The sequence below is a fragment of the Burkholderia sp. Tr-20390 genome, from assembly GCF_017104595.1.
In the GTDB taxonomy this organism is placed as follows: Bacteria; Pseudomonadota; Gammaproteobacteria; order Burkholderiales; family Burkholderiaceae; genus Burkholderia.
This window is the reverse complement of sequence record NZ_JAAGPC010000045.1, coordinates 1-18,827: the sequence shown is the minus strand read 5'-3', so window position 1 is coordinate 18,827 and position 18,827 is coordinate 1. Positions and strand designations below refer to the sequence as shown.

The following is an 18,827-nucleotide window of genomic DNA, read 5'->3' as shown; positions in this document are numbered from 1 at the left end:
CCGGCTCATAAAAAAACCCGCCGTTGAACGGCGGGTCAAACAGCCTAATCGAAAAACGACAGGCACCCGCTCAGGGAGGAGAAGCGGGGAGCTGCACGCGACGCGTGCCGCTCGATCGCTATCATATACCAACGCTCCCGAAAATGACCTAAGGGTTCCGTAAGGTCTTACTGCCCTGATTTCTACCCAATCGCCATGAGCTTCCATCCGCTTCATCGTCCGCGCCGGATGCGCCGCGACGACTTCTCCCGGCGCCTGATGCGCGAAAACCGCCTGACCACCGACGACCTGATCTATCCGGTGTTCGTCGTCGAAGGCACCAACGAACGGCAGCCGGTGCCGTCGATGCCCGGCGTCGAACGCGTGTCCGTCGATCTGCTGATGCAGGTCGCCGAGCAGTGCGTCGAACTCGGCGTGCCCGTGCTGTCGCTGTTCCCGGCCATCGAGCCGTCGGTGAAAACGCCTGACGGTCGCGAGGCAGCCAATCCGGAAGGCCTGATCCCGCGCGCGGTGCGCGAGCTGAAGAAGCGCTTCCCCGAACTCGGCGTGCTGACCGACGTCGCACTCGATCCGTACACGAGCCACGGCCAGGACGGCGTGCTCGACGAAAACGGCTATGTGATCAACGACGACACGATCGAGATCCTGATCGATCAGGCGCGCGCGCAGGCGGAAGCCGGCGTCGACATCGTCGCGCCGTCGGACATGATGGACGGCCGCATCGGCGCGATCCGCGAAATGCTGGAAAGCGACGGCCATATCCACACGCGAATCATGGCCTATTCGGCCAAGTTCGCGTCGGCGTTCTACGGCCCGTTCCGCGACGCGGTCGGCTCGGCGTCCAATCTGGGCAAGGGCAACAAGATGACCTACCAGATGGATCCGGCGAACAGCGACGAAGCGCTGCGCGAAGTGCGCCTGGACATCGACGAAGGCGCCGACATGGTGATGGTCAAGCCCGGCATGCCGTACCTCGACATCGTGCGCCGCGTGAAGGACGAGTTCCGCTTTCCGACCTACGTGTACCAGGTGAGCGGTGAATACGCGATGCTGAAGGCCGCCGCGATGAACGGCTGGCTCGATCACGACAAGGTCGTGCTGGAATCGCTGCTCGCGTTCAAGCGTGCGGGCGCCGACGGCGTGCTCACGTACTTCGCGCTCGATGCCGCGCGTCTGCTGAAAGCACAGCGCTAAGCGCCTGCCGGCAGGTGGAAAAAAAAACGGCGGGACACTTCGGTGTCCCGCCGTTTTTTTGTTTGCTGTCGATCGCGGCCGTATGCCTCGATCGTCAATTCATGCCACGCAAGCGCGCCGGTTGGCCACCAGCGCGCACGCGACGCGCCTGGTCATACCGTCGGGACCGCAGCCCGGTCGAGGCTGCGCAGGAACGTCTCGGCCGCCTGATAGCCGACCACGCGCCCGATCTCGTTGCCGCTTCGATCGAAGAAGATGATGCCCGGCGGGCCGAACAGGTTGAAGCGCTTCAGCAGCGCCTGGTCGTCCGGGTTGTTCGCGGTGACGTCCGCACGCACGAGGTGAAGTTGCGCGAGTCGCGCCTGCACACGCGCGTCGGTAAACGTCAGATGCTCCATCTCCTTGCAGCTCACGCACCAGTCGGCGTAGAAGTCGAGCATCACGGGCTGGCCCGCCGTCTTCAGCAGCGTGTCGAGTTCGCCGCTCGAGCGCACCGATGCGAACGCGGGCCCGTCCTGAGCAGCGGCCGCGCCTGCTGCCGCCGTACCGCCCGACGCAACCGTGCGTGCCGCCAGCACCGCCAGCGGCTTGACCGGATCGGTCGAGCCCGCGGCCAGGCCGACGAGCAGCGTAGCCGCCCAGATCGCGAGCGCAGCGCCCACGCCACGGCCAAGGCGACGCCAGATCGACGTGGCGCCGGCATTCGGCGTGAACAGCCCGAGCGCCGCGGCCGCGATCAGCAGCCACAACGCAGCGAGCACCATCTTCAGGCCACCGGCCAGCACCGGCCACACGATCCACAGCGCGGCTGCGAGCAGCACGATGCCGAAGAACACCTTCACGCCGTCCATCCATGCGCCGGCGCGCGGCAGTACCGTCCCGGCCCCGACGCCGACGACCAGCAGCGGCACGCCCAGCCCCAGCCCCATCGCGAACAGTGCAGCGCCGCCGAGCAGCGCATTGCCCGTGTGCGCGATGAAGGCGAGCACCGCGAACAGCGGTGCCGTCATGCATGCGCCGACAACCAGTGCGGACAGCGCGCCCATCGCCGCGACCGCGACGAAATGACCGCCCTGGCGCGCGGTCGATGCCTCGGCCGCGCCGTTCTGCCAGCGTGCGGGCAGCGCGATGTCCTTGCCCGAGATCAGCGAGACGGCAAACGCGGTCAACAGCACGCCGAACGCGCCGAGCACCCACGGGTTCTGCAGCCACGCGCCGAGGCTCTGGCCCACCAGCGCCGCGGCGATGCCGAGCACCGTGTAGACCAGCGCCATGCCGACCACATAGGTCAGCGACAGCGCGAAGCCGCGCGCATGCGTCGCGCGTGTGCCTTGGCCGATGATGATCGCCGACACGATCGGAATCATCGGATACGAACACGGCAGGAGGCTCAGCACGACGCCCGCGACGAAATACAGTGCGACGATCGTGAAGAAGCCATGCCCTTCGAGCAGCGACTGCGCGAAATCGGCGCTCGTGACCTTGTCGAACCAGCTGCCCGCGGCAACCGCATCGGCGGACGACGGCGACGACGAGGCGGCGCCCAGCGCGGCGCCATCGACCTTCACGACGTGCTCGGCCGGCGGATAGCAGATGCCCTCGTCCGCGCACCCCTGCGACGTCACCGCGAGCTCGAACGGACCTGACGCCTGCTTGACGGGCACATGCACGACGACTTCGTCACGGTAGGTCTCGACGTCCTTCTGGAACGTCTGGTCGAACTTCACGTGGCCGGCCGGGAATTGCGGATCGCCGAGCGTCGCCTGCCCGCTCTTCACCGCGAACGCGAACCGCTCGCGGTACAGGTAATAGCCGTTGGCGACCTTGAAGTGGACGTCCACCTGCCCCGGGGATTCACTCGCACTGAACTTGAACGCAACCGACGGATCGAGGAAATCGTCGGCCGCGCGCGCGGCCGACAGGCCGCCGAGCACGAGCATGAACGACAACAGGACTGCGAGGAATCGCAGCGCGCGCACGCGCACGGGAAGCGCCATACCGTTAAACATGAAATAGACGTTGAGTTTCGCTCGTCACCCACTGGCCGTACGCGGCCGATGCCGTCGTCTGCCACGAGACGATTTCGGGCGTCTCGTAAGGATGATGCGCGAGAATAAATCGCTCCAGTTCGAGCGCCCGCACGGGGCTCGTCTTGAACAGCAACTGGATCTCGTCGGCCGTTTCGACCTTGCCCTGCCAGTGGTAGCGCGACTTGATCGCGCCGAGCTCCGACACGCACGCGGCAAGCCGCGCATCGAGCGCACCGTCGGAAAGCGTCTTGGCGGTCTCGGCATCGGGCACCGTCGTCAGCATCAGCACCACTATCATCCGCGCCCTCCTGGCTGGTCTATCGGCTCCTGCCGACGCGAATTGCCCACCTGGAGCGCGCGCCGGCTGCCCCGTATCGTAGCGCAGCCCGCGCAACGCTGCCGGCACCTCCCTGCGACAATCGATCGCAGCCGGCGCCGGAAAAACAAAAAGGGCCAAGCAATTGCTCGGCCCCTTTCAGATACTGCTGCGTACCGGAAGCTTACTCAGCTTCTTGCACGTTTTCCGTTTCGTCGACTTCCGGACGATCGAGCAGCTCGACCAGTGCCATCGGTGCGTTGTCGCCCACGCGGAAGCCGAACTTCAGCACGCGCAGGTAGCCGCCCGGACGGTTCGCGAAACGCGGACCGAGCACGTCGAACAGCTTCGCCACCGAGTCACGATCACGCAGGCGGTTGAACGCCAGGCGACGGTTTGCCAGCGACGGCTTCTTGCCGAGCGTGATCAGCGGCTCGACGACTTTACGGAGTTCCTTCGCCTTCGGCAGCGTCGTCTTGATGACTTCGTGCTCGATCAGCGAGTTGGACATGTTACGGAGCATAGCCAGACGGTGGCTGCTCGTGCGGTTCAGTTTCCGCAGACCATGACGATGGCGCATTTCAGTTTCCTTGATTCAAAGTTTTGATCCAGCTCTTCTATCGCACCTCGATGGGTGCACGGGCCGGTAACGAAAAAAAGCAAGATGCGGATTTTAAAGGAAAATCCGCATCTTTGCCAACTACAGCAACAACCAGGCTTACTTGTCGAGACCAGCCGGCGGCCAGTTTTCGAGCTTCATGCCCAGCGTGAGACCGCGCGAAGCGAGCACTTCCTTGATCTCGTTGAGCGACTTGCGACCGAGGTTCGGCGTCTTCAGCAGCTCGTTTTCCGTGCGCTGGATCAGGTCGCCGATGTAGTAGATGTTCTCGGCCTTCAGGCAGTTCGCCGAACGAACCGTCAGCTCGAGATCGTCCACCGGACGCAGCAGGATCGGGTCGATCTGCGGTGCACGCGACGGCGCTTCGGCTGCCGTTTCCGTGCCTTCCAGCGCCGCGAACACGGACAGCTGGTCGACCAGGATGCGGGCCGATTGACGGATCGCTTCTTCCGGCGTGATCACACCGCTCGTCTCGATGTTCATCACGAGCTTGTCGAGGTCGGTACGCTGCTCGACACGTGCGCTTTCGACAGCGTAGCTCACGCGGCGAACCGGCGAGAACGATGCGTCGAGGACGATGCGGCCGATGATCTTGGCCGTGTCTTCGCCGTAGCGACGGACGTTGCCGGGCACATAGCCGCGACCCTTTTCGATCTTGATCTGAACGTCGAGCTTGCCGCCCTTCGACAGATGCGCAATCACGTGATTCGGGTTGATGACTTCGCAGTCGTGAGCCAGCTCGATATCGCCGGCCGTGACAACGCCTTCACCTTCCTTGCGCAGCGTAACCGTCACTTCGTCACGGTTATGCAGCTTGAACACCACGCCCTTCAGATTCAGCAGCAGGTTGACGACGTCTTCCTGCACGCCATCCAGCGTCGAGTACTCGTGCACCACGCCCGCGATCGTCACTTCGGTCGGCGCGTAGCCAACCATCGACGACAGCAGCACGCGGCGAAGCGCATTGCCCAAGGTGTGGCCGTAACCGCGTTCGAACGGTTCCATGACCACCCTCGCGTGGTTCTCGCCCAGCGATTCCACGGCGATGATCTTGGGTTTCAGCAAACTGGTTTGCATGGGCTTTCCTTTTCAATACCCTCGGCTCGTTACACCGATAAGGCTGACCGGTAACAACCAGAAAATAAACAGCCGAGGCCCCTCCTTGCGCAACGCAATCGGGGTACCTCGGCCGTCAATCGGATTAACGCGAATACAATTCGACGATCAGGCTTTCGTTGATGTCGCCTGCGATTTCAGCGCGTTCCGGCATTTGCTTGAACGTGCCTTCGAACTTCTTCGCATCGACTGCAACCCAGCTCGGCATGCCGCCTTGCTCGGCCAGCGACAGCGCTTCGACGATACGCGCCTGCTTCTTCGCCTTTTCGCGGATCGCGACGATGTCACCTGCCTTCACTTGCTGCGACGGGACGTTCGCGACGACGCCGTTCACGGTGATCGACTTGTGGCTCACCAGCTGACGCGCTTCAGCGCGGGTCGAGCCGAAGCCCATGCGATACACGACGTTGTCGAGACGCGACTCGAGCAGTTGCAGCAGGTTTTCACCCGTGTTGCCCTTGCGGCGGTCGGCTTCAGCGAAGTAGCGGCGGAACTGACGCTCCAGCACGCCGTAGATACGCTTGACCTTCTGCTTTTCGCGCAGCTGCGTACCGTAGTCGGACGTACGTGCGCCCGAGGTACGGCCGTGCTGACCCGGCTTGCTGTCGAGCTTGCACTTGTCGGCGAGCGAGCGACGTGCGCTCTTCAGGAACAGGTCGGTGCCTTCACGGCGGGACAGCTTGGCCTTCGGGCCGATATAACGTGCCACTTTGCATTCCTCTATCAATCAGTCACGCAGATCTGAATCCGCGCTAGTTCGCGCCCTTTGGGGCGAACGGTGGGCTTAGTCAATCAAAAAAGCAACGCCCGTCGACGCTGAGCGGCGACAGGCAATGTGCTAGCACGAACGTGCCAGCACACCTTTAGATACGACGACGCTTCGGCGGACGGCAGCCGTTGTGCGGAATCGGGGTGACGTCCGAAATCGCGGTGATCTTGATGCCGAGGCCGTGCAGTGCGCGCACTGCCGACTCACGACCCGGGCCCGGGCCCTTGATCCGCACTTCCAGATTCTTCACGCCGTATTCCATCGCGACGCGGCCAGCCGACTCGGCTGCGACCTGGGCAGCGAACGGCGTCGATTTGCGCGAGCCCTTGAAGCCCTGACCGCCCGACGTCGCCCATGCCAGTGCGTTGCCTTGGCGATCGGTGATCGTGATGATCGTATTGTTGAACGACGCGTGAACGTGAACCACGCCTTCAGCGACGTTCTTCTTAACCTTCTTGCGAACGCGTTGCGCCGCGGTGTTCGAAGCCTTAGCCATTACGTTTTCCTGTAACTGTCAGTTCCGCTTACTTCTTCAGCGCTTGCGCTGCACGACGCGGACCCTTGCGAGTACGTGCGTTCGTACGCGTACGCTGACCGCGCATCGGCAGGCCCTTGCGATGACGAACACCACGGTAGCAACCGAGGTCCATCAGGCGCTTGATGTTCATCGTCACTTCACGGCGCAGATCGCCTTCGACGACAAACTTGCCCACTTCTTCACGCAGCTTTTCCAAGTCTGCGTCGGTCAAGTCCTTGACCTTCTTCGAAAAATCGACGCCAGCTGCCACGCAGATGCTGCGCGAACGGGTGCGGCCGACACCAAAGATTGCCGTCAGGCCGATCTCGGTGTGCTGGTGATTCGGGATGTTAACCCCTGCGATACGAGCCATTGTTTTTCCTCAAACAAAAAGCGCAAACAAACGCGCGGTCAGCCTTGGCGCTGCTTGTGGCGCGGATCCGAGCTGCAGATCACGCGAACGACGCCTTTGCGCTTGATGATCTTGCAATTGCGGCAAATGCGCTTAACCGATGCCATCACTTTCATGATAATACCCTTTTTTCAAATCACTTCGCCCGGAACACGATCCGCGCACGAGACAGATCGTAAGGCGTCAATTCAACCGTCACCTTGTCGCCCGGCAGGATGCGGATGTAGTGCATCCGCATCTTTCCGGAAATATGCCCCAACACGACATGGCCGTTTTCCAGCTTCACGCGGAAGGTCGCATTCGGGAGGTTTTCAATCACCTCACCCTGCATCTGGATTACATCGTCTTTGGCCATAGTCCTTTCAACGCATCGGGATGTTGCCGCCCTTGAAGTTCGCCTTCTTGAGCAGTGACTCATACTGTTGCGACATAACGTACGACTGCACCTGCGCCATAAAGTCCATCGTGACGACGACAATGATCAGCAGCGACGTTCCACCAAAATAAAACGGCACGTTCCAGCGCAGCACCAGAAACTCCGGCAGCAGACACACGAAGACGATGTAGATCGCACCGGCCAGCGTCAGACGCGTGAGGATGCGGTCGATATATCGTGCGGTCTGATCGCCCGGGCGGATACCCGGAACAAACGCGCCGCTCTTCTTCAGGTTGTCTGCGGTTTCCCTGCTGTTGAACACCAGTGCGGTGTAGAAGAAGCAGAAAAACACGATCGCCAGCGTGTACAGCAGCACATAGACCGGCTGGCCCGGCTTCAGCGCTTCCGCAACGTTATGCAACGTATTGGAAATCCAGCTTCCCGTCGGCTGACCGGTACTGAACCAGCCGAGAATCGTTGCCGGGAACAGAATGATCGACGATGCAAAGATCGGCGGAATCACACCCGACATGTTCAGCTTCAGCGGCAGATGCGACGACTGCCCACCGTAGATCTTGTTGCCGACCTGGCGCTTCGCGTAGTTCACGAGGATCTTGCGCTGACCGCGTTCGATGAACACGACCAGGTAAGTCACCGCGGCAATCAGGACGACGATGATGATCGCCGAAATGATGCTCATCGAACCCGTACGCACCAGCTCGAACAACCCACCGACGGCATTCGGGAACCCTGCTGCGATCCCGCCGAAGATGATGATCGAGATACCGTTGCCCAGACCACGCTCGGTAATCTGCTCGCCGAGCCACATCAGGAACATCGTACCGGTAACCAGCGTCACGACCGTCGTCAGACGGAACAGCATGCCGGGGTCAGTAACGAGGCCCGGCTGGTTTTCCAGCGCAGCCGCGATACCGAACGCCTGGAAGGTCGCGAGCACCACGGTGAAATACCGCGTGTACTGCGTGATCTTCCGTTGCCCTGCCTGCCCTTCCTTCTTCAGCGCCTCGAGCTGCGGCGAGACAATCGCCAGCAACTGCATGATGATCGACGCCGAGATGTACGGCATGATCCCCAGCGCAAAGATCGTGAAGCGGGAAAGCGCGCCACCCGAGAACATGTTGAACATGCCCAGGATGCCGCCCGCCTGGCTCTGGAACAGCTTCGCCAGTTGATCCGGATCGATGCCCGGCACGGGAATGTGCGCGCCGATGCGATAGACGATCAGCGCCAGGAGCAAGAACATTGCTCGCCGGCGCAGATCGCCGAATTTCGCCGTGCTTCGACCGGGTTTTGCAAGACTCGGGCTGTTAGCCAAGTACCTTCTCCGATGAATGCAAGTGACGACGCGCTACGCGTGTCACTCGGCGAACGAACCGCCAGCCGCTTCGATCGCAGCGCGCGCACCCTTGGTGGCACCGAGACCCTTCACGACGATCTTGCGCTTCAGTTCGCCCGTCGCGATGATCTTTGCGCTCTTCGTCAGCTCGCCGACCAGGCCGGCTTGCTTCAGTGCGAGCAGATCGATCTCATCGACCGGCAGCTTCTCGAGGTCGCTCAGGCGCACTTCACCGACGAATTCCTTCGTCAGCGACGTGAAGCCGCGCTTCGGCAGACGACGTTGCAGCGGCATCTGACCGCCTTCGAAACCGACTTTGTGGAAGCCGCCCGAACGCGATTTCTGACCCTTGTGACCACGGCCAGCCGTCTTGCCGAGGCCCGAACCGATGCCACGGCCGACGCGACGCTTGGCGTGCTTGGCGCCAGCTGCCGGCTTCAGGTTATTCAATTCCATATCAACTCCTTGATCCGTAGGGCCGCTTACGCGATGACCTTAACGAGGTACGAGACCTTGTTGATCATGCCGCGGACCGCCGGCGTGTCCTGAAGCTCGCTGACCGAGTTGAGTCGGCGCAGGCCCAGGCCACGCACGGTCGCGCGGTGCGATTCGCGGGTCCCGATCAGGCTCTTAACGAGCTGAACCTTGACAGTTTTTTCAGACATGGTGACCACCCGGGCTTAGCCCAAAATTTCTTCGACGGACTTGCCGCGCTTCGCCGCGATGTCTGCCGGGGTGGACTGCTTGCGCAGACCGTCCAGCGTGGCGCGAACGAGGTTGTACGGGTTCGTCGAACCGTGGCTCTTTGCCACGACGTTCTGAACGCCCATCACGTCGAACACTGCGCGCATCGGGCCGCCGGCGATCACGCCCGTACCTGCCTTCGCCGGAGCGAGGAGGACAGCGGATGCGCCATGCTTGCCGTGCACTTCGTGTTGCAGCGTGCCGTTCTTGAGCGGCACCTTGAACATGTTGCGGCGAGCTTGTTCCATTGCCTTCTGGACAGCGACCGGCACTTCCTTCGCCTTGCCCTTGCCCATACCGATGCGGCCATCACCGTCGCCGACCACGGTCAGTGCGGCGAAGCCGAGAATACGGCCACCCTTCACGACCTTGGTCACGCGATTGACCGAAATCATCTTTTCGCGAAGGCCGTCGTCGCGCTCGTCAGCCTGAACTTTCGCTTGCATCTTTGCCATGACGAATTCCTTCCTTAGAACTTGAGCCCAGCTTCGCGAGCTGCCTCAGCCAGCGCCTTGACGCGGCCGTGGTAGCGGAAGCCCGAGCGGTCGAAGGCGACGGATTCGATGCCGGCAGCCTTTGCCTTTTCGGCAATACGCTTGCCGATCAGCGTCGCGGCATTGACGTTGCCGCCCTTGCCCGACTTGTCGGCCAGTTCTGCGCGCACTTCTGCTTCGAGCGTCGACGCGCTGGCGAGCACCTTGGTGCCGCACGGCGAGAACACTTGAGCGTAGATGTGCGTGTTCGTGCGATGCACGGCGAGACGCGCGACCTGCAGCTCAGCGATCTTGATACGCGTCTGGCGAGCGCGGCGCAGGCGAGATTGAGTCTTATCCATGATTGCGCACCCTTACTTCTTCTTCGTTTCTTTGAGGATCACAACCTCGTCGGAATAGCGCACGCCCTTGCCCTTGTAGGGTTCCGGCGGACGGTAACCGCGGACTTCCGCAGCCACTTGACCGACTTGTTGCTTGTTGATCCCCTTGATCACGATTTCGGTTTGCGTCGGGGTTTCTGCCTTGACGCCTTCCGGCATCTGGTGCACCACCGGGTGCGAGAAACCCAGCGACAGGTTCAGCTTGTCGCCTTGCGCTTGCGCACGATAACCGACGCCAACCAGCGTCAGCTTGCGCTCGAAACCCTTGGTCACGCCGTGCACGGCATTCGCGATAATCGCGCGCATCGTGCCCGACAGTGCATTTGCTTCGCGGCTTTCGTCCACCGGCGACAGGTTCAGCGTGCCGTCGTTGTTCGCCACGTTCACGAGCGGATTGATCGCTTGCGTGATGGTGCCCAGCGGGCCCTTGACGGTGATCGCACCGTCGGCCAGCTTGACTTCCGCGCCTTGCAGCGCGATCGGGCTCTTACCTACTCGAGACATGTTTCTCTCTCCTCGGCTTTAAGCGACGTAGCAGATGACTTCGCCGCCGACGCCGGTAGCGCGCGCCTTGCGGTCGGTCATCACGCCCTTCGGCGTCGACACGATTGCCACACCGAGGCCATTCATGACCTGCGGGATGTCGTTACGGCCGCGGTACACGCGCAGGCCAGGCTTCGACACGCGTTCGATGCGTTCGATGACCGGACGGCCAGCGTAGTACTTCAGCGCGATATTCAGTTCGGACTTCGCACCTTCCGCCTTCACGGCGAAATCGTCGATATAGCCTTCGTCTTTCAGGACTTGCGCGATTGCAACCTTGACTTTCGACGAGGGCATCGACACCGATACCTTCTCGACCATCTGCCCGTTGCGGATGCGAGTCAGCATATCGGCGATAGGATCACTCATGCTCATTTACGTTTCTCCTATTACCAGCTCGCCTTGGTCAGGCCAGGAATCTCGCCACGGAATGCGATTTCACGAATCTTGTTACGCGCGAGGCCGAATTTACGGAACGTGCCACGCGGACGGCCCGTGATCGCGCAGCGGTTACGCTGGCGGGTCGGGTTTGCGTTGCGGGGCAGTTGCTGCAGCTCAAGGCGTGCTTCGTAGCGCTCTTCTTCCGACTTGCTTTGGTCTTCGACGATCGCCTTCAGCGCATCGCGCTTTGCTGCGAACTTCGCGACCAGGCGGGCGCGCTTCTTTTCACGTTCGATCAGTGCCAGTTTAGCCACGGTAACCTCAGTTTCTGAACGGGAACTTGAAGCTGGCGAGCAGAGCCTTTGCTTCGTCGTCGGTCTTCGCAGTCGTCGTGATGCTGATGTTCAGCCCACGCAGTGCGTCGATCTTGTCGTAGTCGATTTCGGGGAAAATGATCTGCTCTTTCACACCGATGTTGTAGTTGCCACGGCCATCGAAAGCACGACCCGACACGCCGCGGAAGTCACGCACGCGGGGCAGGGCAACCGTCACGAAACGGTCGAGGAATTCGTACATCGCTTGGCCACGCAGCGTCACCATCGCGCCGATCGGGTAGCCCTGGCGGATCTTGAAGCCTGCGATTGCCTTGCGTGCCTTGGTCACGACCGGCTTCTGACCAGCGATCTTCGTGAGGTCGCCAACGGCGTTCTCGATAATCTTCTTGTCAGCGATCGCTTCGCCAAGACCCATGTTCAGCGTGATCTTGGTGATGCGCGGCACTTCCATGACCGACTTGTAACCGAACTTCTCGATCAGGCCGGGCACAACCTTTTCTTTGTAAAACTCTTGAAAACGAGCCATTTTTTACTCCGCTGCGTCAGGCGCTCAGTACAGCACCGGTCGTCTTCAGGAAGCGAACCTTCTTGCCTTCCTCGACCTTGATGCCAACACGCGACGCCTTGCCATTCGCGTCGACCAGTGCGACGTTCGAAATATGCAGGGGCATCGTCTTCGCTTCCACGCCGCCCGTCGTACCCTTCATCGGGTTCGGCTTCACATGCTTCTTGACGAGGTTGATACCTTCAACCGTCACATGCTCTGCACCGACAGCCAGCACGACGCCGCGCTTGCCCTTGTCCTTGCCAGTGACGACGATGACTTCGTCACCTTTGCGAATCTTGTTCATCGCGACTCCTTACAGCACTTCCGGCGCCAGCGAAACGATCTTCATGAATCGTTCGCTACGCAGCTCACGCGTGACCGGCCCGAAAATACGGGTGCCGATCGGCTCGAGCTTGTTATTCAAAAGCACAGCGGCGTTGCCGTCGAACTTGATCAGCGAGCCGTCTTGACGGCGCACGCCCTTGGCGGTGCGGACCACCACGGCGTTGTAAATTTCGCCTTTCTTCACGCGCCCGCGCGGCGTTGCCTCTTTGACGCTCACCTTGATGATGTCGCCAATGCCGGCATAACGACGCTTCGAGCCGCCGAGCACCTTGATGCACAGGACTTCACGTGCACCCGTGTTGTCGGCTACTTCGAGCCGAGATTCGGTCTGGATCATGGTTTGTCTTTCCCAACTTAATCCGGATGCACCACCATGATGCATTCGGTCAGTCTTGGTCCCGTCAGCCAATCGGCTGCTTGGGTTGGAACAGCAGCGACGGCAAACGAAACCCGCCATCGCAATTCGGTGAATCTTTCGGACAGGCAGGCGCCAGTCCGCTTCCCCCACCAACTTCGCCCGCGACGGGGCTCCCATAAAGAGGGAAGACCAGGATTATAACAAATAATCCTGGTCACGCAAGCAAATACTTTGCGATTTCAAGCACTTCGCGGAGAAGTGCCTGTTACTGCCTACTGCGCTGCCCGCTTAGATGACGCGAGCTGCTTCGACGAGGCGCGACACCGTCCAGGCCTTCGTCTTCGAAACAGGACGAGTTTCCTGGATTTCGACGAGATCGCCTTCGTTGTAGGTGTTCGCTTCATCGTGCGCGTGGTACTTCTTCGAACGCACGACATACTTGCCGTAGATCGGGTGCTTGACGCGGTGCTCGATCAGCACGGTGACGGTCTTGTCCATCTTGTTGCTGACGACCCGACCGACCAGCGTCCGCTTCAGCGAGGTTTTCACGCTATCGTTCATTTCTGGTTCGCCTTCTGAGTCATGACGGTCCGCACACGTGCGATGTCGCGACGAACCTTCTTCAGCTGGCTCGTGTTCGTGAGCTGCTGGGTCGCGAGTTGCATGCGCAGGCCGAATTGCGCCTTCAGCAGGTCCGCCAGCTCCTTGTTGAGCGCGGCCTGGTCTTTCTGGAGAAGTTCGGAAGCCTTCATATTTTCTCCTTAGGCGCCGAGCTGGCGCACGATGAACGCCGTCTTCAGCGGCAGCTTGGCTGCAGCCAGACGGAACGCTTCGCGTGCCAGTTCTTCGGTTACGCCGTCCATTTCATAGAGCATCTTGCCCGGCTGAATCTCGGCGACGTAGTACTCCGGGTTACCCTTACCGTTACCCATACGCACTTCGGCCGGCTTCTGCGAAATCGGCTTGTCCGGGAAGATCCGGATCCAGATGCGGCCGCCACGCTTGATGTGACGCGTCATTGCACGACGCGCCGCTTCAATCTGGCGTGCGGTCAGACGACCGCGACCGATAGCCTTCAGGCCGAATTCACCGAACGACACTGCGTTGCCGCGCGTCGCCTTGCCGGTGTTACGACCCTTCTGCTCTTTACGATACTTTCTGCGTTTCGGTTGCAGCATCGTTATTCTCCAGTCTTGCCGTCTTCGGGCTTGCCGGCGCCGCGGCGCGGTGCGCCACGACGAGCACCCGGAGCGCCGCCTTCGCCGTCACGGCGCGGACGACGGTCGCCCGGACGCGCATTGCGACGCGGACGCTTGTCTTCGGCTACTTCTTCCACCACCGGTGCGTCGTTGCGGCCGAGCGTGTCGCCCTTGTAAACCCACACCTTGACGCCGATGATCCCGTAGGTCGTCTTCGCTTCCGAGGTCGCGTAGTCGATATCAGCACGCAGCGTGTGAAGGGGCACGCGACCTTCGCGATACCACTCCGTACGAGCGATTTCGATACCGTTCAGACGGCCAGCGCTCATGATCTTGATGCCTTGGGCACCCAGACGCATCGCGTTCTGCATCGCACGCTTCATCGCGCGACGGAACATGATCCGGCGCTCGAGCTGTTGCGTGATCGAGTCAGCGATCAGCTGAGCATCGGTTTCCGGCTTGCGGATTTCTTCGATGTTGACGTGAACCGGAACGCCCATGCGGCGTTGCAGTTCCGTCTTCAGCTGCTCGATATCCTCGCCCTTCTTGCCGATGACCACACCCGGACGCGAGCTGTAAATCGTGATGCGCGCGTTCTTCGCCGGACGCTCGATGACGACCCGACCGACCGAAGCGTTCTTCAGCTTCTTCTTCAGGTATTCACGAACACCGATGTCTTCCTGCAGCATCGCCGCGAAATTGTTGTTGTTCGCGTACCAACGCGAAGCCCAATTGCGGCTGACAGCCAGGCGGAAGCCAGTCGGATGAATTTTCTGTCCCATCGTATGGCTCCTTAATTCCCGACCGTCACAGTGATGTGACAGGATTGCTTCTCGATGCGGTTACCGCGGCCCTTGGCGCGCGCGGTGAAACGCTTGAGCGATGCAGCCTTGTCGACGTAGATGCTCTTGATCTTGAGCTCGTCGATATCAGCGCCTTCGTTGTGCTCCGCATTCGCGATTGCCGACAGCACAACCTTCTTCACGATGCCAGCCGCCTTCTTCGGCGAGAACGTCAGAACGTTCAGCGCCTTGTCGACCGGCAAACCGCGGATCTGGTCAGCCACAAGGCGCGTTTTCTGCGCCGAGATGCGGGCACCGCGATGAATTGCTTTCACTTCCATCTTGATTGCCCCTTATTTCTTGGCCTTCTTGTCGGCTGCGTGACCCTTGAACGTACGGGTCAGTGCGAACTCGCCAAGCTTGTGGCCGACCATGTTTTCCGAGATGTACACCGGAACGTGTTGACGGCCGTTGTGAACAGCGATCGTCAGGCCGATGAAATCCGGCAGAATCGTCGAGCGACGCGACCAGGTCTTGATCGGCTTTTTGTCGCGCGAAGCTGCAGCCGCCTCAACTTTCTTCAGCAAATGGGCGTCGCAGAACGGACCTTTTTTAACAGAACGTGCCATTGCCTACTCCTTAACGCTTGTGACGGCGCTGGACGATCATCGTCGTCGTGCGCTTGTTGCTACGGGTGCGATAACCCTTAGCCGGCGTACCCCACGGGCTAACCGGATCGCGACCTGCAGCCGTCTTGCCCTCACCACCACCGTGCGGGTGATCAACCGGGTTCATCGCAACGCCACGCACCGTCGGGCGGATACCGCGCCAGCGGTTCGCGCCAGCCTTGCCGATCTGGCGCAGGCTATGCTCTTCGTTGCCGACTTCACCGATCGTTGCACGGCACTCGATGTGCACGCGGCGGATTTCGCCCGAACGCAGACGAACCTGCGCGTAGACGCCTTCACGGGCGAGCAGCATGGCCGACGTACCAGCCGAACGCGCCATTTGCGCGCCCTTGCCCGGCAGCATCTCGATGCAGTGGATCGTCGTACCGACCGGAATGTTGCGGATCGGCAGCGTGTTGCCTGCACGGATCGGCGCTTCCGAACCCGACATCAGCTGTTGGCCGACGGTCAGGCCCTTCGGGGCGATGATGTAGCGACGTTCGCCGTCTGCGTAGAGCACCAGCGCGATGTTCGCGCTACGGTTCGGGTCGTACTCGAGACGCTCGACCTTTGCCGGAATGCCATCCTTCGTGCGACGGAAATCGACGATACGGTAGTGCTGCTTGTGACCACCACCCTTGTGACGCGTGGTGATACGACCGTTGTTGTTACGGCCGGCGGTCGAGCTCTGCGAGTCGAGCAGTGCCGCGAACGGCTTGCCCTGGTGCAGGTTCTTGTTGACCACCTTGACCATCGCGCGGCGACCCGGCGATGTCGGCTTAACTTTAACGATTGCCATGATTACTTGGCCTCCGCTTCAAAGTTGATTTCCTGGCCGGGCTTCAGGCAAACGTACGCCTTCTTCACGTCCTTGCGGCGGCCCATCGAACGGCCAAAGCGCTTCTGCTTGCCCTTCTGAACCAGCACGTTGACGGAATCAACTTCAACCTTGAACAGCAGCTCGACAGCCGCCTTCACTTCCTGCTTCGTGGCATCCGGTGCGACTTCGAACACGACTTGCTCGTTCTTGTCGGCAACCAGCGTCGCCTTTTCCGAGATCACCGGCGCGAGCAGGACCTGCATCAAACGATGATCGTTCTTGCGAATCTCGCTCATGACAGCAACTCCTCGATCTGGGCGACCGCAGCCTTCGTGACCAGCACTTTCTTGAAGTAGATCAGCGACAGCGGGTCAGCGTAGCGCGGCTCGACAATCGCCACGTGCGGCAGGTTGCGCGAAGCCAGGTACAGGTTCTCGTCGACCGTATCCGTAATGATCAGCACGGAGTCGAGACCCATGGTCTTGAATTTTTCGGCCAGCAGCTTGGTCTTCGGCGCTTCGAGGATGATGTCCTCGACGACCGACAGACGGCCTTCACGGGCCAGCTGCGAGAAGATCGAGCAGAGACCTGCGCGATGCATCTTCTTGTTGACCTTGTGCGAGAAGTTTTCTTCCGGCGAATTCGGGAAGATACGACCACCGCCACGCCACAACGGGCTCGACGACATACCGGCACGAGCGCGGCCCGTACCCTTCTGGCGCCACGGCTTCTTCGTCGTGTGCTTGACTTGCTCACGGTCCTTCTGTGCGCGGTTACCCTGGCGAGCATTCGCCTGGTACGCGACGACGACCTGGTGGATCAGCGCTTCGTTGTAGTCACGACCGAACACGACGTCCGATGCGTTGACCACTGCACCTTCCTGACCATTTTCGTTCAGGAGCTTGAGTTCCATTATTTCGCCCCCTTGGTCTTGACGGCCGGCGTCACGAAGACCTTGCCGCCCTTCGCGCCCGGAATCGCACCCTTCACGAGCAGCAGCTTGCGCTCTGCGTCGATACGGGCGATTTCGAGGTTCTGCACCGTCACCGTCACGTCACCCATGTGACCCGTCATGCGTTTACCCGGGAAAACACGACCCGGATCCTGCGCCATACCGATCGAGCCCGGCACGTTGTGCGAGCGCGAGTTACCGTGCGTGGCACGGCCGGAGGAGAAGTTGTAACGCTTGATCGTACCGGCGTAGCCCTTACCGATCGACACGCCTTGCACGTCGACCTTCTGGCCCACTTCGAAAAGATCAGCACCGACCACGGCGCCATTCGACAGCTCAGCTGCCTTGGCCGCGTCAATGCGGAATTCCTTGAGGATTTCACCGGCTTCGACACCGGCTTTGGCGAGATGACCTGCCAGCGGCTTCGTCACGCGCGAGGCACGACGGGAGCCGAATGCAACCTGCACGGCCGTGTAGCCGTCGGTTTCAACAGTCTTGATCTGCGTCACGCGGTTGTCCGACACGTCCAGCACGGTGACGGGAATCGAATCCCCTTCCGCCGTGAAGATACGGGTCATGCCAACCTTGCGACCTACGAGTCCAAGGCTCATCATTTTCTCCATTCCCGACTGCGATTGGTCGGGGCTGATTTACAAAATGCCGGGCACGCAAGGCCCAACTTTTTTACGCGAATACGCGAAAAGCCAAGCAGTATAGCCCGACTTCTCGATTTCCGCAAGCAATACAAAGACTTAGCGCCGCCCGGCATGCCGATCGGCGCTGGAAGCCTTACTGCAGCTTGATTTCCACGTCGACGCCAGCCGGCAGGTCGAGCTTCATCAGCGCGTCAACCGTCTTGTCGGTCGGATCGACGATGTCCATCAGGCGCTGGTGGGTACGGATTTCGAGCTGATCGCGCGACGTCTTGTTGACGTGCGGCGAACGCAGGATGTCAAAACGCTGAATGCGCGTCGGCAGCGGCACCGGGCCACGGACGATTGCGCCAGTCCGCTTCGCGGTATCGACGATCTCGGCAGCCGATTGATCGATCAGACGATAGTCGAATGCCTTCAGGCGAATGCGGATTTTCTGTTGCTGCATGACGATTCCTTGGAAAGAGCGAGGCGATGTTGCATCGCCGGACACTAAAAGAACGTGAAACATGACGCCTGCGGGGAGCGAGACATCAGGTTCCGGACGGTACTTCCACTGCTAAGCCCGCGATTCTACACGAAATTCTGGAGCGATGGTGCGAGTTTCTCGCCCCGCGCTTTCGCGTGACGGAAAAACAAAACCGGGTGCCAGCGCAAGCTGGACACCCGGTTTCGACGGTACGGACTGCATACCGCGGAATCGCGGACCCCGTCGGGATCCGCGGATCGTCGATATTACTCGATGATCTTGGCGACGACGCCGGCGCCGACCGTACGGCCGCCTTCGCGGATAGCGAAGCGCAGACCTTCTTCCATCGCGATCGGAGCGATCAGCTTCACCGTGATCGACACGTTGTCGCCCGGCATCACCATTTCCTTGTCCTTCGGCAGCTCGATCGAGCCCGTCACGTCCGTCGTAC

The 18,827-nt window shown here is 60.9% G+C and carries 33 protein-coding genes; 1 reads left to right on the top strand and 32 read right to left on the bottom strand.

What is annotated here, in order from left to right:
- Nucleotides 1-195 precede the first annotated feature (195 nt).
- Nucleotides 196-1,194: a porphobilinogen synthase gene (gene hemB, locus G3N98_RS14980; protein ID WP_089424302.1), complete on the top strand. Its 999-nt coding sequence runs from the start codon at nucleotides 196-198 to the stop codon at nucleotides 1,192-1,194.
- 152 nt (nucleotides 1,195-1,346) lie between these two features.
- Here the strand turns inward: hemB and dsbD are convergent, their stop codons facing one another.
- The 32 genes from dsbD to G3N98_RS14820 form a co-directional block, all read right to left on the bottom strand.
- Nucleotides 1,347-3,203, bottom strand: a complete 1,857-nt coding sequence (dsbD, locus tag G3N98_RS14975) for a protein-disulfide reductase DsbD (protein WP_089472005.1) — start codon at nucleotides 3,201-3,203, stop codon at nucleotides 1,347-1,349.
- Nucleotides 3,196-3,522, bottom strand: a complete 327-nt coding sequence (gene cutA, locus G3N98_RS14970; RefSeq protein ID WP_089472004.1) for a divalent-cation tolerance protein CutA — start codon at nucleotides 3,520-3,522, stop codon at nucleotides 3,196-3,198. The genes dsbD and cutA overlap by 8 nt, the downstream gene beginning before the upstream one ends.
- A 202-nt stretch (nucleotides 3,523-3,724) precedes the next feature.
- Entirely contained in the window at nucleotides 3,725-4,120 is a 396-nt protein-coding gene (gene rplQ / locus G3N98_RS14965) for a 50S ribosomal protein L17 (RefSeq protein WP_006477175.1), read from the bottom strand.
- A 138-nt stretch (nucleotides 4,121-4,258) separates the two neighbouring features.
- Nucleotides 4,259-5,236 (bottom strand): DNA-directed RNA polymerase subunit alpha, encoded by a 978-nt coding sequence (gene rpoA, locus G3N98_RS14960; protein ID WP_006477176.1) that lies wholly within the window; start codon nucleotides 5,234-5,236, stop codon nucleotides 4,259-4,261.
- A gap of 124 nt (nucleotides 5,237-5,360) precedes the next feature.
- Complete coding sequence (gene rpsD, locus G3N98_RS14955; protein ID WP_021161733.1) at nucleotides 5,361-5,984, bottom strand: 30S ribosomal protein S4; 624 nt, start codon at nucleotides 5,982-5,984, stop codon at nucleotides 5,361-5,363.
- A gap of 154 nt (nucleotides 5,985-6,138) precedes the next feature.
- Nucleotides 6,139-6,540, bottom strand: coding sequence for a 30S ribosomal protein S11 (rpsK, locus tag G3N98_RS14950; protein ID WP_004197937.1), 402 nt, complete (start codon nucleotides 6,538-6,540; stop codon nucleotides 6,139-6,141).
- Between the two features lie 28 nt (nucleotides 6,541-6,568).
- Nucleotides 6,569-6,934, bottom strand: coding sequence for a 30S ribosomal protein S13 (gene rpsM, locus G3N98_RS14945; protein ID WP_006477178.1), 366 nt, complete (start codon nucleotides 6,932-6,934; stop codon nucleotides 6,569-6,571).
- A gap of 38 nt (nucleotides 6,935-6,972) precedes the next feature.
- Nucleotides 6,973-7,089: a 50S ribosomal protein L36 gene (gene rpmJ / locus G3N98_RS14940; protein ID WP_004199844.1), complete on the bottom strand. Its 117-nt coding sequence runs from the start codon at nucleotides 7,087-7,089 to the stop codon at nucleotides 6,973-6,975.
- 20 nt (nucleotides 7,090-7,109) lie between these two features.
- Nucleotides 7,110-7,328 (bottom strand): translation initiation factor IF-1, encoded by a 219-nt coding sequence (gene infA, locus G3N98_RS14935; protein WP_004521905.1) that lies wholly within the window; start codon nucleotides 7,326-7,328, stop codon nucleotides 7,110-7,112.
- A gap of 7 nt (nucleotides 7,329-7,335) precedes the next feature.
- Nucleotides 7,336-8,685, bottom strand: coding sequence for a preprotein translocase subunit SecY (gene secY, locus G3N98_RS14930; RefSeq protein ID WP_006482915.1), 1,350 nt, complete (start codon nucleotides 8,683-8,685; stop codon nucleotides 7,336-7,338).
- A gap of 42 nt (nucleotides 8,686-8,727) precedes the next feature.
- Complete coding sequence (rplO, locus tag G3N98_RS14925) at nucleotides 8,728-9,162, bottom strand: 50S ribosomal protein L15 (protein ID WP_006477180.1); 435 nt, start codon at nucleotides 9,160-9,162, stop codon at nucleotides 8,728-8,730.
- Nucleotides 9,163-9,188: 26 nt separating this feature from the next.
- On the bottom strand, nucleotides 9,189-9,371 hold the full coding sequence (rpmD, locus tag G3N98_RS14920) for a 50S ribosomal protein L30 (protein ID WP_006400644.1): 183 nt from the start codon (nucleotides 9,369-9,371) through the stop codon (nucleotides 9,189-9,191).
- A gap of 15 nt (nucleotides 9,372-9,386) precedes the next feature.
- Nucleotides 9,387-9,905 (bottom strand): 30S ribosomal protein S5, encoded by a 519-nt coding sequence (rpsE, locus tag G3N98_RS14915; protein WP_006482895.1) that lies wholly within the window; start codon nucleotides 9,903-9,905, stop codon nucleotides 9,387-9,389.
- Nucleotides 9,906-9,919: 14 nt separating this feature from the next.
- Nucleotides 9,920-10,285, bottom strand: a complete 366-nt coding sequence (gene rplR, locus G3N98_RS14910; RefSeq protein WP_006477183.1) for a 50S ribosomal protein L18 — start codon at nucleotides 10,283-10,285, stop codon at nucleotides 9,920-9,922.
- A 12-nt stretch (nucleotides 10,286-10,297) separates the two neighbouring features.
- Entirely contained in the window at nucleotides 10,298-10,828 is a 531-nt protein-coding gene (rplF, locus tag G3N98_RS14905) for a 50S ribosomal protein L6 (protein WP_006758786.1), read from the bottom strand.
- An 18-nt stretch (nucleotides 10,829-10,846) separates the two neighbouring features.
- Nucleotides 10,847-11,242, bottom strand: coding sequence for a 30S ribosomal protein S8 (gene rpsH / locus G3N98_RS14900; RefSeq protein ID WP_011350677.1), 396 nt, complete (start codon nucleotides 11,240-11,242; stop codon nucleotides 10,847-10,849).
- 14 nt (nucleotides 11,243-11,256) lie between these two features.
- Complete coding sequence (gene rpsN, locus G3N98_RS14895; RefSeq protein ID WP_011350676.1) at nucleotides 11,257-11,562, bottom strand: 30S ribosomal protein S14; 306 nt, start codon at nucleotides 11,560-11,562, stop codon at nucleotides 11,257-11,259.
- A 7-nt stretch (nucleotides 11,563-11,569) separates the two neighbouring features.
- The gene (gene rplE / locus G3N98_RS14890) at nucleotides 11,570-12,109 is read right to left on the bottom strand and encodes a 50S ribosomal protein L5 (RefSeq protein WP_006477186.1); all 540 of its coding nucleotides are present in this window, start codon (nucleotides 12,107-12,109) and stop codon (nucleotides 11,570-11,572) included.
- 16 nt (nucleotides 12,110-12,125) lie between these two features.
- Complete coding sequence (gene rplX, locus G3N98_RS14885; RefSeq protein ID WP_006477187.1) at nucleotides 12,126-12,434, bottom strand: 50S ribosomal protein L24; 309 nt, start codon at nucleotides 12,432-12,434, stop codon at nucleotides 12,126-12,128.
- A 9-nt stretch (nucleotides 12,435-12,443) separates the two neighbouring features.
- Nucleotides 12,444-12,812 carry a 50S ribosomal protein L14 gene (rplN, locus tag G3N98_RS14880; protein ID WP_006482918.1) on the bottom strand — a complete coding sequence of 123 codons (369 nt, stop codon included), beginning with the start codon at nucleotides 12,810-12,812 and terminating at the stop codon, nucleotides 12,444-12,446.
- A 309-nt stretch (nucleotides 12,813-13,121) separates the two neighbouring features.
- Nucleotides 13,122-13,394, bottom strand: a complete 273-nt coding sequence (gene rpsQ, locus G3N98_RS14875) for a 30S ribosomal protein S17 (protein WP_006477189.1) — start codon at nucleotides 13,392-13,394, stop codon at nucleotides 13,122-13,124.
- Nucleotides 13,391-13,585, bottom strand: a complete 195-nt coding sequence (rpmC, locus tag G3N98_RS14870; protein WP_006400652.1) for a 50S ribosomal protein L29 — start codon at nucleotides 13,583-13,585, stop codon at nucleotides 13,391-13,393. The genes rpsQ and rpmC overlap by 4 nt, the downstream gene beginning before the upstream one ends.
- Nucleotides 13,586-13,594: 9 nt before the next feature.
- Nucleotides 13,595-14,011 (bottom strand): 50S ribosomal protein L16, encoded by a 417-nt coding sequence (rplP, locus tag G3N98_RS14865; RefSeq protein ID WP_006482873.1) that lies wholly within the window; start codon nucleotides 14,009-14,011, stop codon nucleotides 13,595-13,597.
- A gap of 2 nt (nucleotides 14,012-14,013) precedes the next feature.
- Nucleotides 14,014-14,814 carry a 30S ribosomal protein S3 gene (gene rpsC / locus G3N98_RS14860; protein ID WP_006482899.1) on the bottom strand — a complete coding sequence of 267 codons (801 nt, stop codon included), beginning with the start codon at nucleotides 14,812-14,814 and terminating at the stop codon, nucleotides 14,014-14,016.
- An 11-nt stretch (nucleotides 14,815-14,825) separates the two neighbouring features.
- Nucleotides 14,826-15,155, bottom strand: coding sequence for a 50S ribosomal protein L22 (gene rplV, locus G3N98_RS14855; protein WP_004199272.1), 330 nt, complete (start codon nucleotides 15,153-15,155; stop codon nucleotides 14,826-14,828).
- A gap of 12 nt (nucleotides 15,156-15,167) precedes the next feature.
- On the bottom strand, nucleotides 15,168-15,443 hold the full coding sequence (gene rpsS / locus G3N98_RS14850) for a 30S ribosomal protein S19 (protein WP_004199273.1): 276 nt from the start codon (nucleotides 15,441-15,443) through the stop codon (nucleotides 15,168-15,170).
- Nucleotides 15,444-15,453: 10 nt separating this feature from the next.
- Nucleotides 15,454-16,281, bottom strand: a complete 828-nt coding sequence (gene rplB, locus G3N98_RS14845; RefSeq protein ID WP_006482900.1) for a 50S ribosomal protein L2 — start codon at nucleotides 16,279-16,281, stop codon at nucleotides 15,454-15,456.
- Between the two features lie 2 nt (nucleotides 16,282-16,283).
- A complete protein-coding gene (gene rplW, locus G3N98_RS14840) occupies nucleotides 16,284-16,598 on the bottom strand; it encodes a 50S ribosomal protein L23 (RefSeq protein WP_004199275.1) in 315 nt (104 codons plus the stop codon).
- Complete coding sequence (gene rplD / locus G3N98_RS14835) at nucleotides 16,595-17,215, bottom strand: 50S ribosomal protein L4 (RefSeq protein WP_011350675.1); 621 nt, start codon at nucleotides 17,213-17,215, stop codon at nucleotides 16,595-16,597. The genes rplW and rplD overlap by 4 nt, the downstream gene beginning before the upstream one ends.
- On the bottom strand, nucleotides 17,215-17,865 hold the full coding sequence (gene rplC, locus G3N98_RS14830) for a 50S ribosomal protein L3 (RefSeq protein ID WP_006482922.1): 651 nt from the start codon (nucleotides 17,863-17,865) through the stop codon (nucleotides 17,215-17,217). Before rplC ends, rplD begins: the two co-directional genes overlap by 1 nt.
- A 178-nt stretch (nucleotides 17,866-18,043) precedes the next feature.
- Nucleotides 18,044-18,355: a 30S ribosomal protein S10 gene (gene rpsJ / locus G3N98_RS14825; RefSeq protein WP_004199280.1), complete on the bottom strand. Its 312-nt coding sequence runs from the start codon at nucleotides 18,353-18,355 to the stop codon at nucleotides 18,044-18,046.
- Nucleotides 18,356-18,642: 287 nt separating this feature from the next.
- On the bottom strand, nucleotides 18,643-18,827 hold a 185-nt coding region (locus G3N98_RS14820), incomplete at its 5' end, for a translation elongation factor Tu (protein WP_080485512.1).

What these genes read in the sequence shown, in the direction of transcription:
- hemB (WP_089424302.1), top strand. Translation starts at nt 196, where the DNA reads ATGAGCTTCCATCCGCTTCATCGTCCGCGCCGGATGCGCCGCGACGAC.
- dsbD (WP_089472005.1), bottom strand. Translation starts at nt 3,203, where the DNA reads ATGTTTAACGGTATGGCGCTTCCCGTGCGCGTGCGCGCGCTGCGATTC.
- cutA (WP_089472004.1), bottom strand. Translation starts at nt 3,522, where the DNA reads ATGATAGTGGTGCTGATGCTGACGACGGTGCCCGATGCCGAGACCGCC.
- rplQ (WP_006477175.1), bottom strand. Translation starts at nt 4,120, where the DNA reads ATGCGCCATCGTCATGGTCTGCGGAAACTGAACCGCACGAGCAGCCAC.
- rpoA (WP_006477176.1), bottom strand. Translation starts at nt 5,236, where the DNA reads ATGCAAACCAGTTTGCTGAAACCCAAGATCATCGCCGTGGAATCGCTG.
- rpsK (WP_004197937.1), bottom strand. Translation starts at nt 6,540, where the DNA reads ATGGCTAAGGCTTCGAACACCGCGGCGCAACGCGTTCGCAAGAAGGTT.
- rpsM (WP_006477178.1), bottom strand. Translation starts at nt 6,934, where the DNA reads ATGGCTCGTATCGCAGGGGTTAACATCCCGAATCACCAGCACACCGAG.
- rpmJ (WP_004199844.1), bottom strand. Translation starts at nt 7,089, where the DNA reads ATGAAAGTGATGGCATCGGTTAAGCGCATTTGCCGCAATTGCAAGATC.
- infA (WP_004521905.1), bottom strand. Translation starts at nt 7,328, where the DNA reads ATGGCCAAAGACGATGTAATCCAGATGCAGGGTGAGGTGATTGAAAAC.
- rplO (WP_006477180.1), bottom strand. Translation starts at nt 9,162, where the DNA reads ATGGAATTGAATAACCTGAAGCCGGCAGCTGGCGCCAAGCACGCCAAG.
- rpmD (WP_006400644.1), bottom strand. Translation starts at nt 9,371, where the DNA reads ATGTCTGAAAAAACTGTCAAGGTTCAGCTCGTTAAGAGCCTGATCGGG.
- rpsE (WP_006482895.1), bottom strand. Translation starts at nt 9,905, where the DNA reads ATGGCAAAGATGCAAGCGAAAGTTCAGGCTGACGAGCGCGACGACGGC.
- rplR (WP_006477183.1), bottom strand. Translation starts at nt 10,285, where the DNA reads ATGGATAAGACTCAATCTCGCCTGCGCCGCGCTCGCCAGACGCGTATC.
- rplF (WP_006758786.1), bottom strand. Translation starts at nt 10,828, where the DNA reads ATGTCTCGAGTAGGTAAGAGCCCGATCGCGCTGCAAGGCGCGGAAGTC.
- rpsH (WP_011350677.1), bottom strand. Translation starts at nt 11,242, where the DNA reads ATGAGCATGAGTGATCCTATCGCCGATATGCTGACTCGCATCCGCAAC.
- rplE (WP_006477186.1), bottom strand. Translation starts at nt 12,109, where the DNA reads ATGGCTCGTTTTCAAGAGTTTTACAAAGAAAAGGTTGTGCCCGGCCTG.
- rplX (WP_006477187.1), bottom strand. Translation starts at nt 12,434, where the DNA reads ATGAACAAGATTCGCAAAGGTGACGAAGTCATCGTCGTCACTGGCAAG.
- rplN (WP_006482918.1), bottom strand. Translation starts at nt 12,812, where the DNA reads ATGATCCAGACCGAATCTCGGCTCGAAGTAGCCGACAACACGGGTGCA.
- rpsQ (WP_006477189.1), bottom strand. Translation starts at nt 13,394, where the DNA reads ATGAACGATAGCGTGAAAACCTCGCTGAAGCGGACGCTGGTCGGTCGG.
- rpmC (WP_006400652.1), bottom strand. Translation starts at nt 13,585, where the DNA reads ATGAAGGCTTCCGAACTTCTCCAGAAAGACCAGGCCGCGCTCAACAAG.
- rplP (WP_006482873.1), bottom strand. Translation starts at nt 14,011, where the DNA reads ATGCTGCAACCGAAACGCAGAAAGTATCGTAAAGAGCAGAAGGGTCGT.
- rpsC (WP_006482899.1), bottom strand. Translation starts at nt 14,814, where the DNA reads ATGGGACAGAAAATTCATCCGACTGGCTTCCGCCTGGCTGTCAGCCGC.
- rplV (WP_004199272.1), bottom strand. Translation starts at nt 15,155, where the DNA reads ATGGAAGTGAAAGCAATTCATCGCGGTGCCCGCATCTCGGCGCAGAAA.
- rpsS (WP_004199273.1), bottom strand. Translation starts at nt 15,443, where the DNA reads ATGGCACGTTCTGTTAAAAAAGGTCCGTTCTGCGACGCCCATTTGCTG.
- rplB (WP_006482900.1), bottom strand. Translation starts at nt 16,281, where the DNA reads ATGGCAATCGTTAAAGTTAAGCCGACATCGCCGGGTCGCCGCGCGATG.
- rplW (WP_004199275.1), bottom strand. Translation starts at nt 16,598, where the DNA reads ATGAGCGAGATTCGCAAGAACGATCATCGTTTGATGCAGGTCCTGCTC.
- rplD (WP_011350675.1), bottom strand. Translation starts at nt 17,215, where the DNA reads ATGGAACTCAAGCTCCTGAACGAAAATGGTCAGGAAGGTGCAGTGGTC.
- rplC (WP_006482922.1), bottom strand. Translation starts at nt 17,865, where the DNA reads ATGAGCCTTGGACTCGTAGGTCGCAAGGTTGGCATGACCCGTATCTTC.
- rpsJ (WP_004199280.1), bottom strand. Translation starts at nt 18,355, where the DNA reads ATGCAGCAACAGAAAATCCGCATTCGCCTGAAGGCATTCGACTATCGT.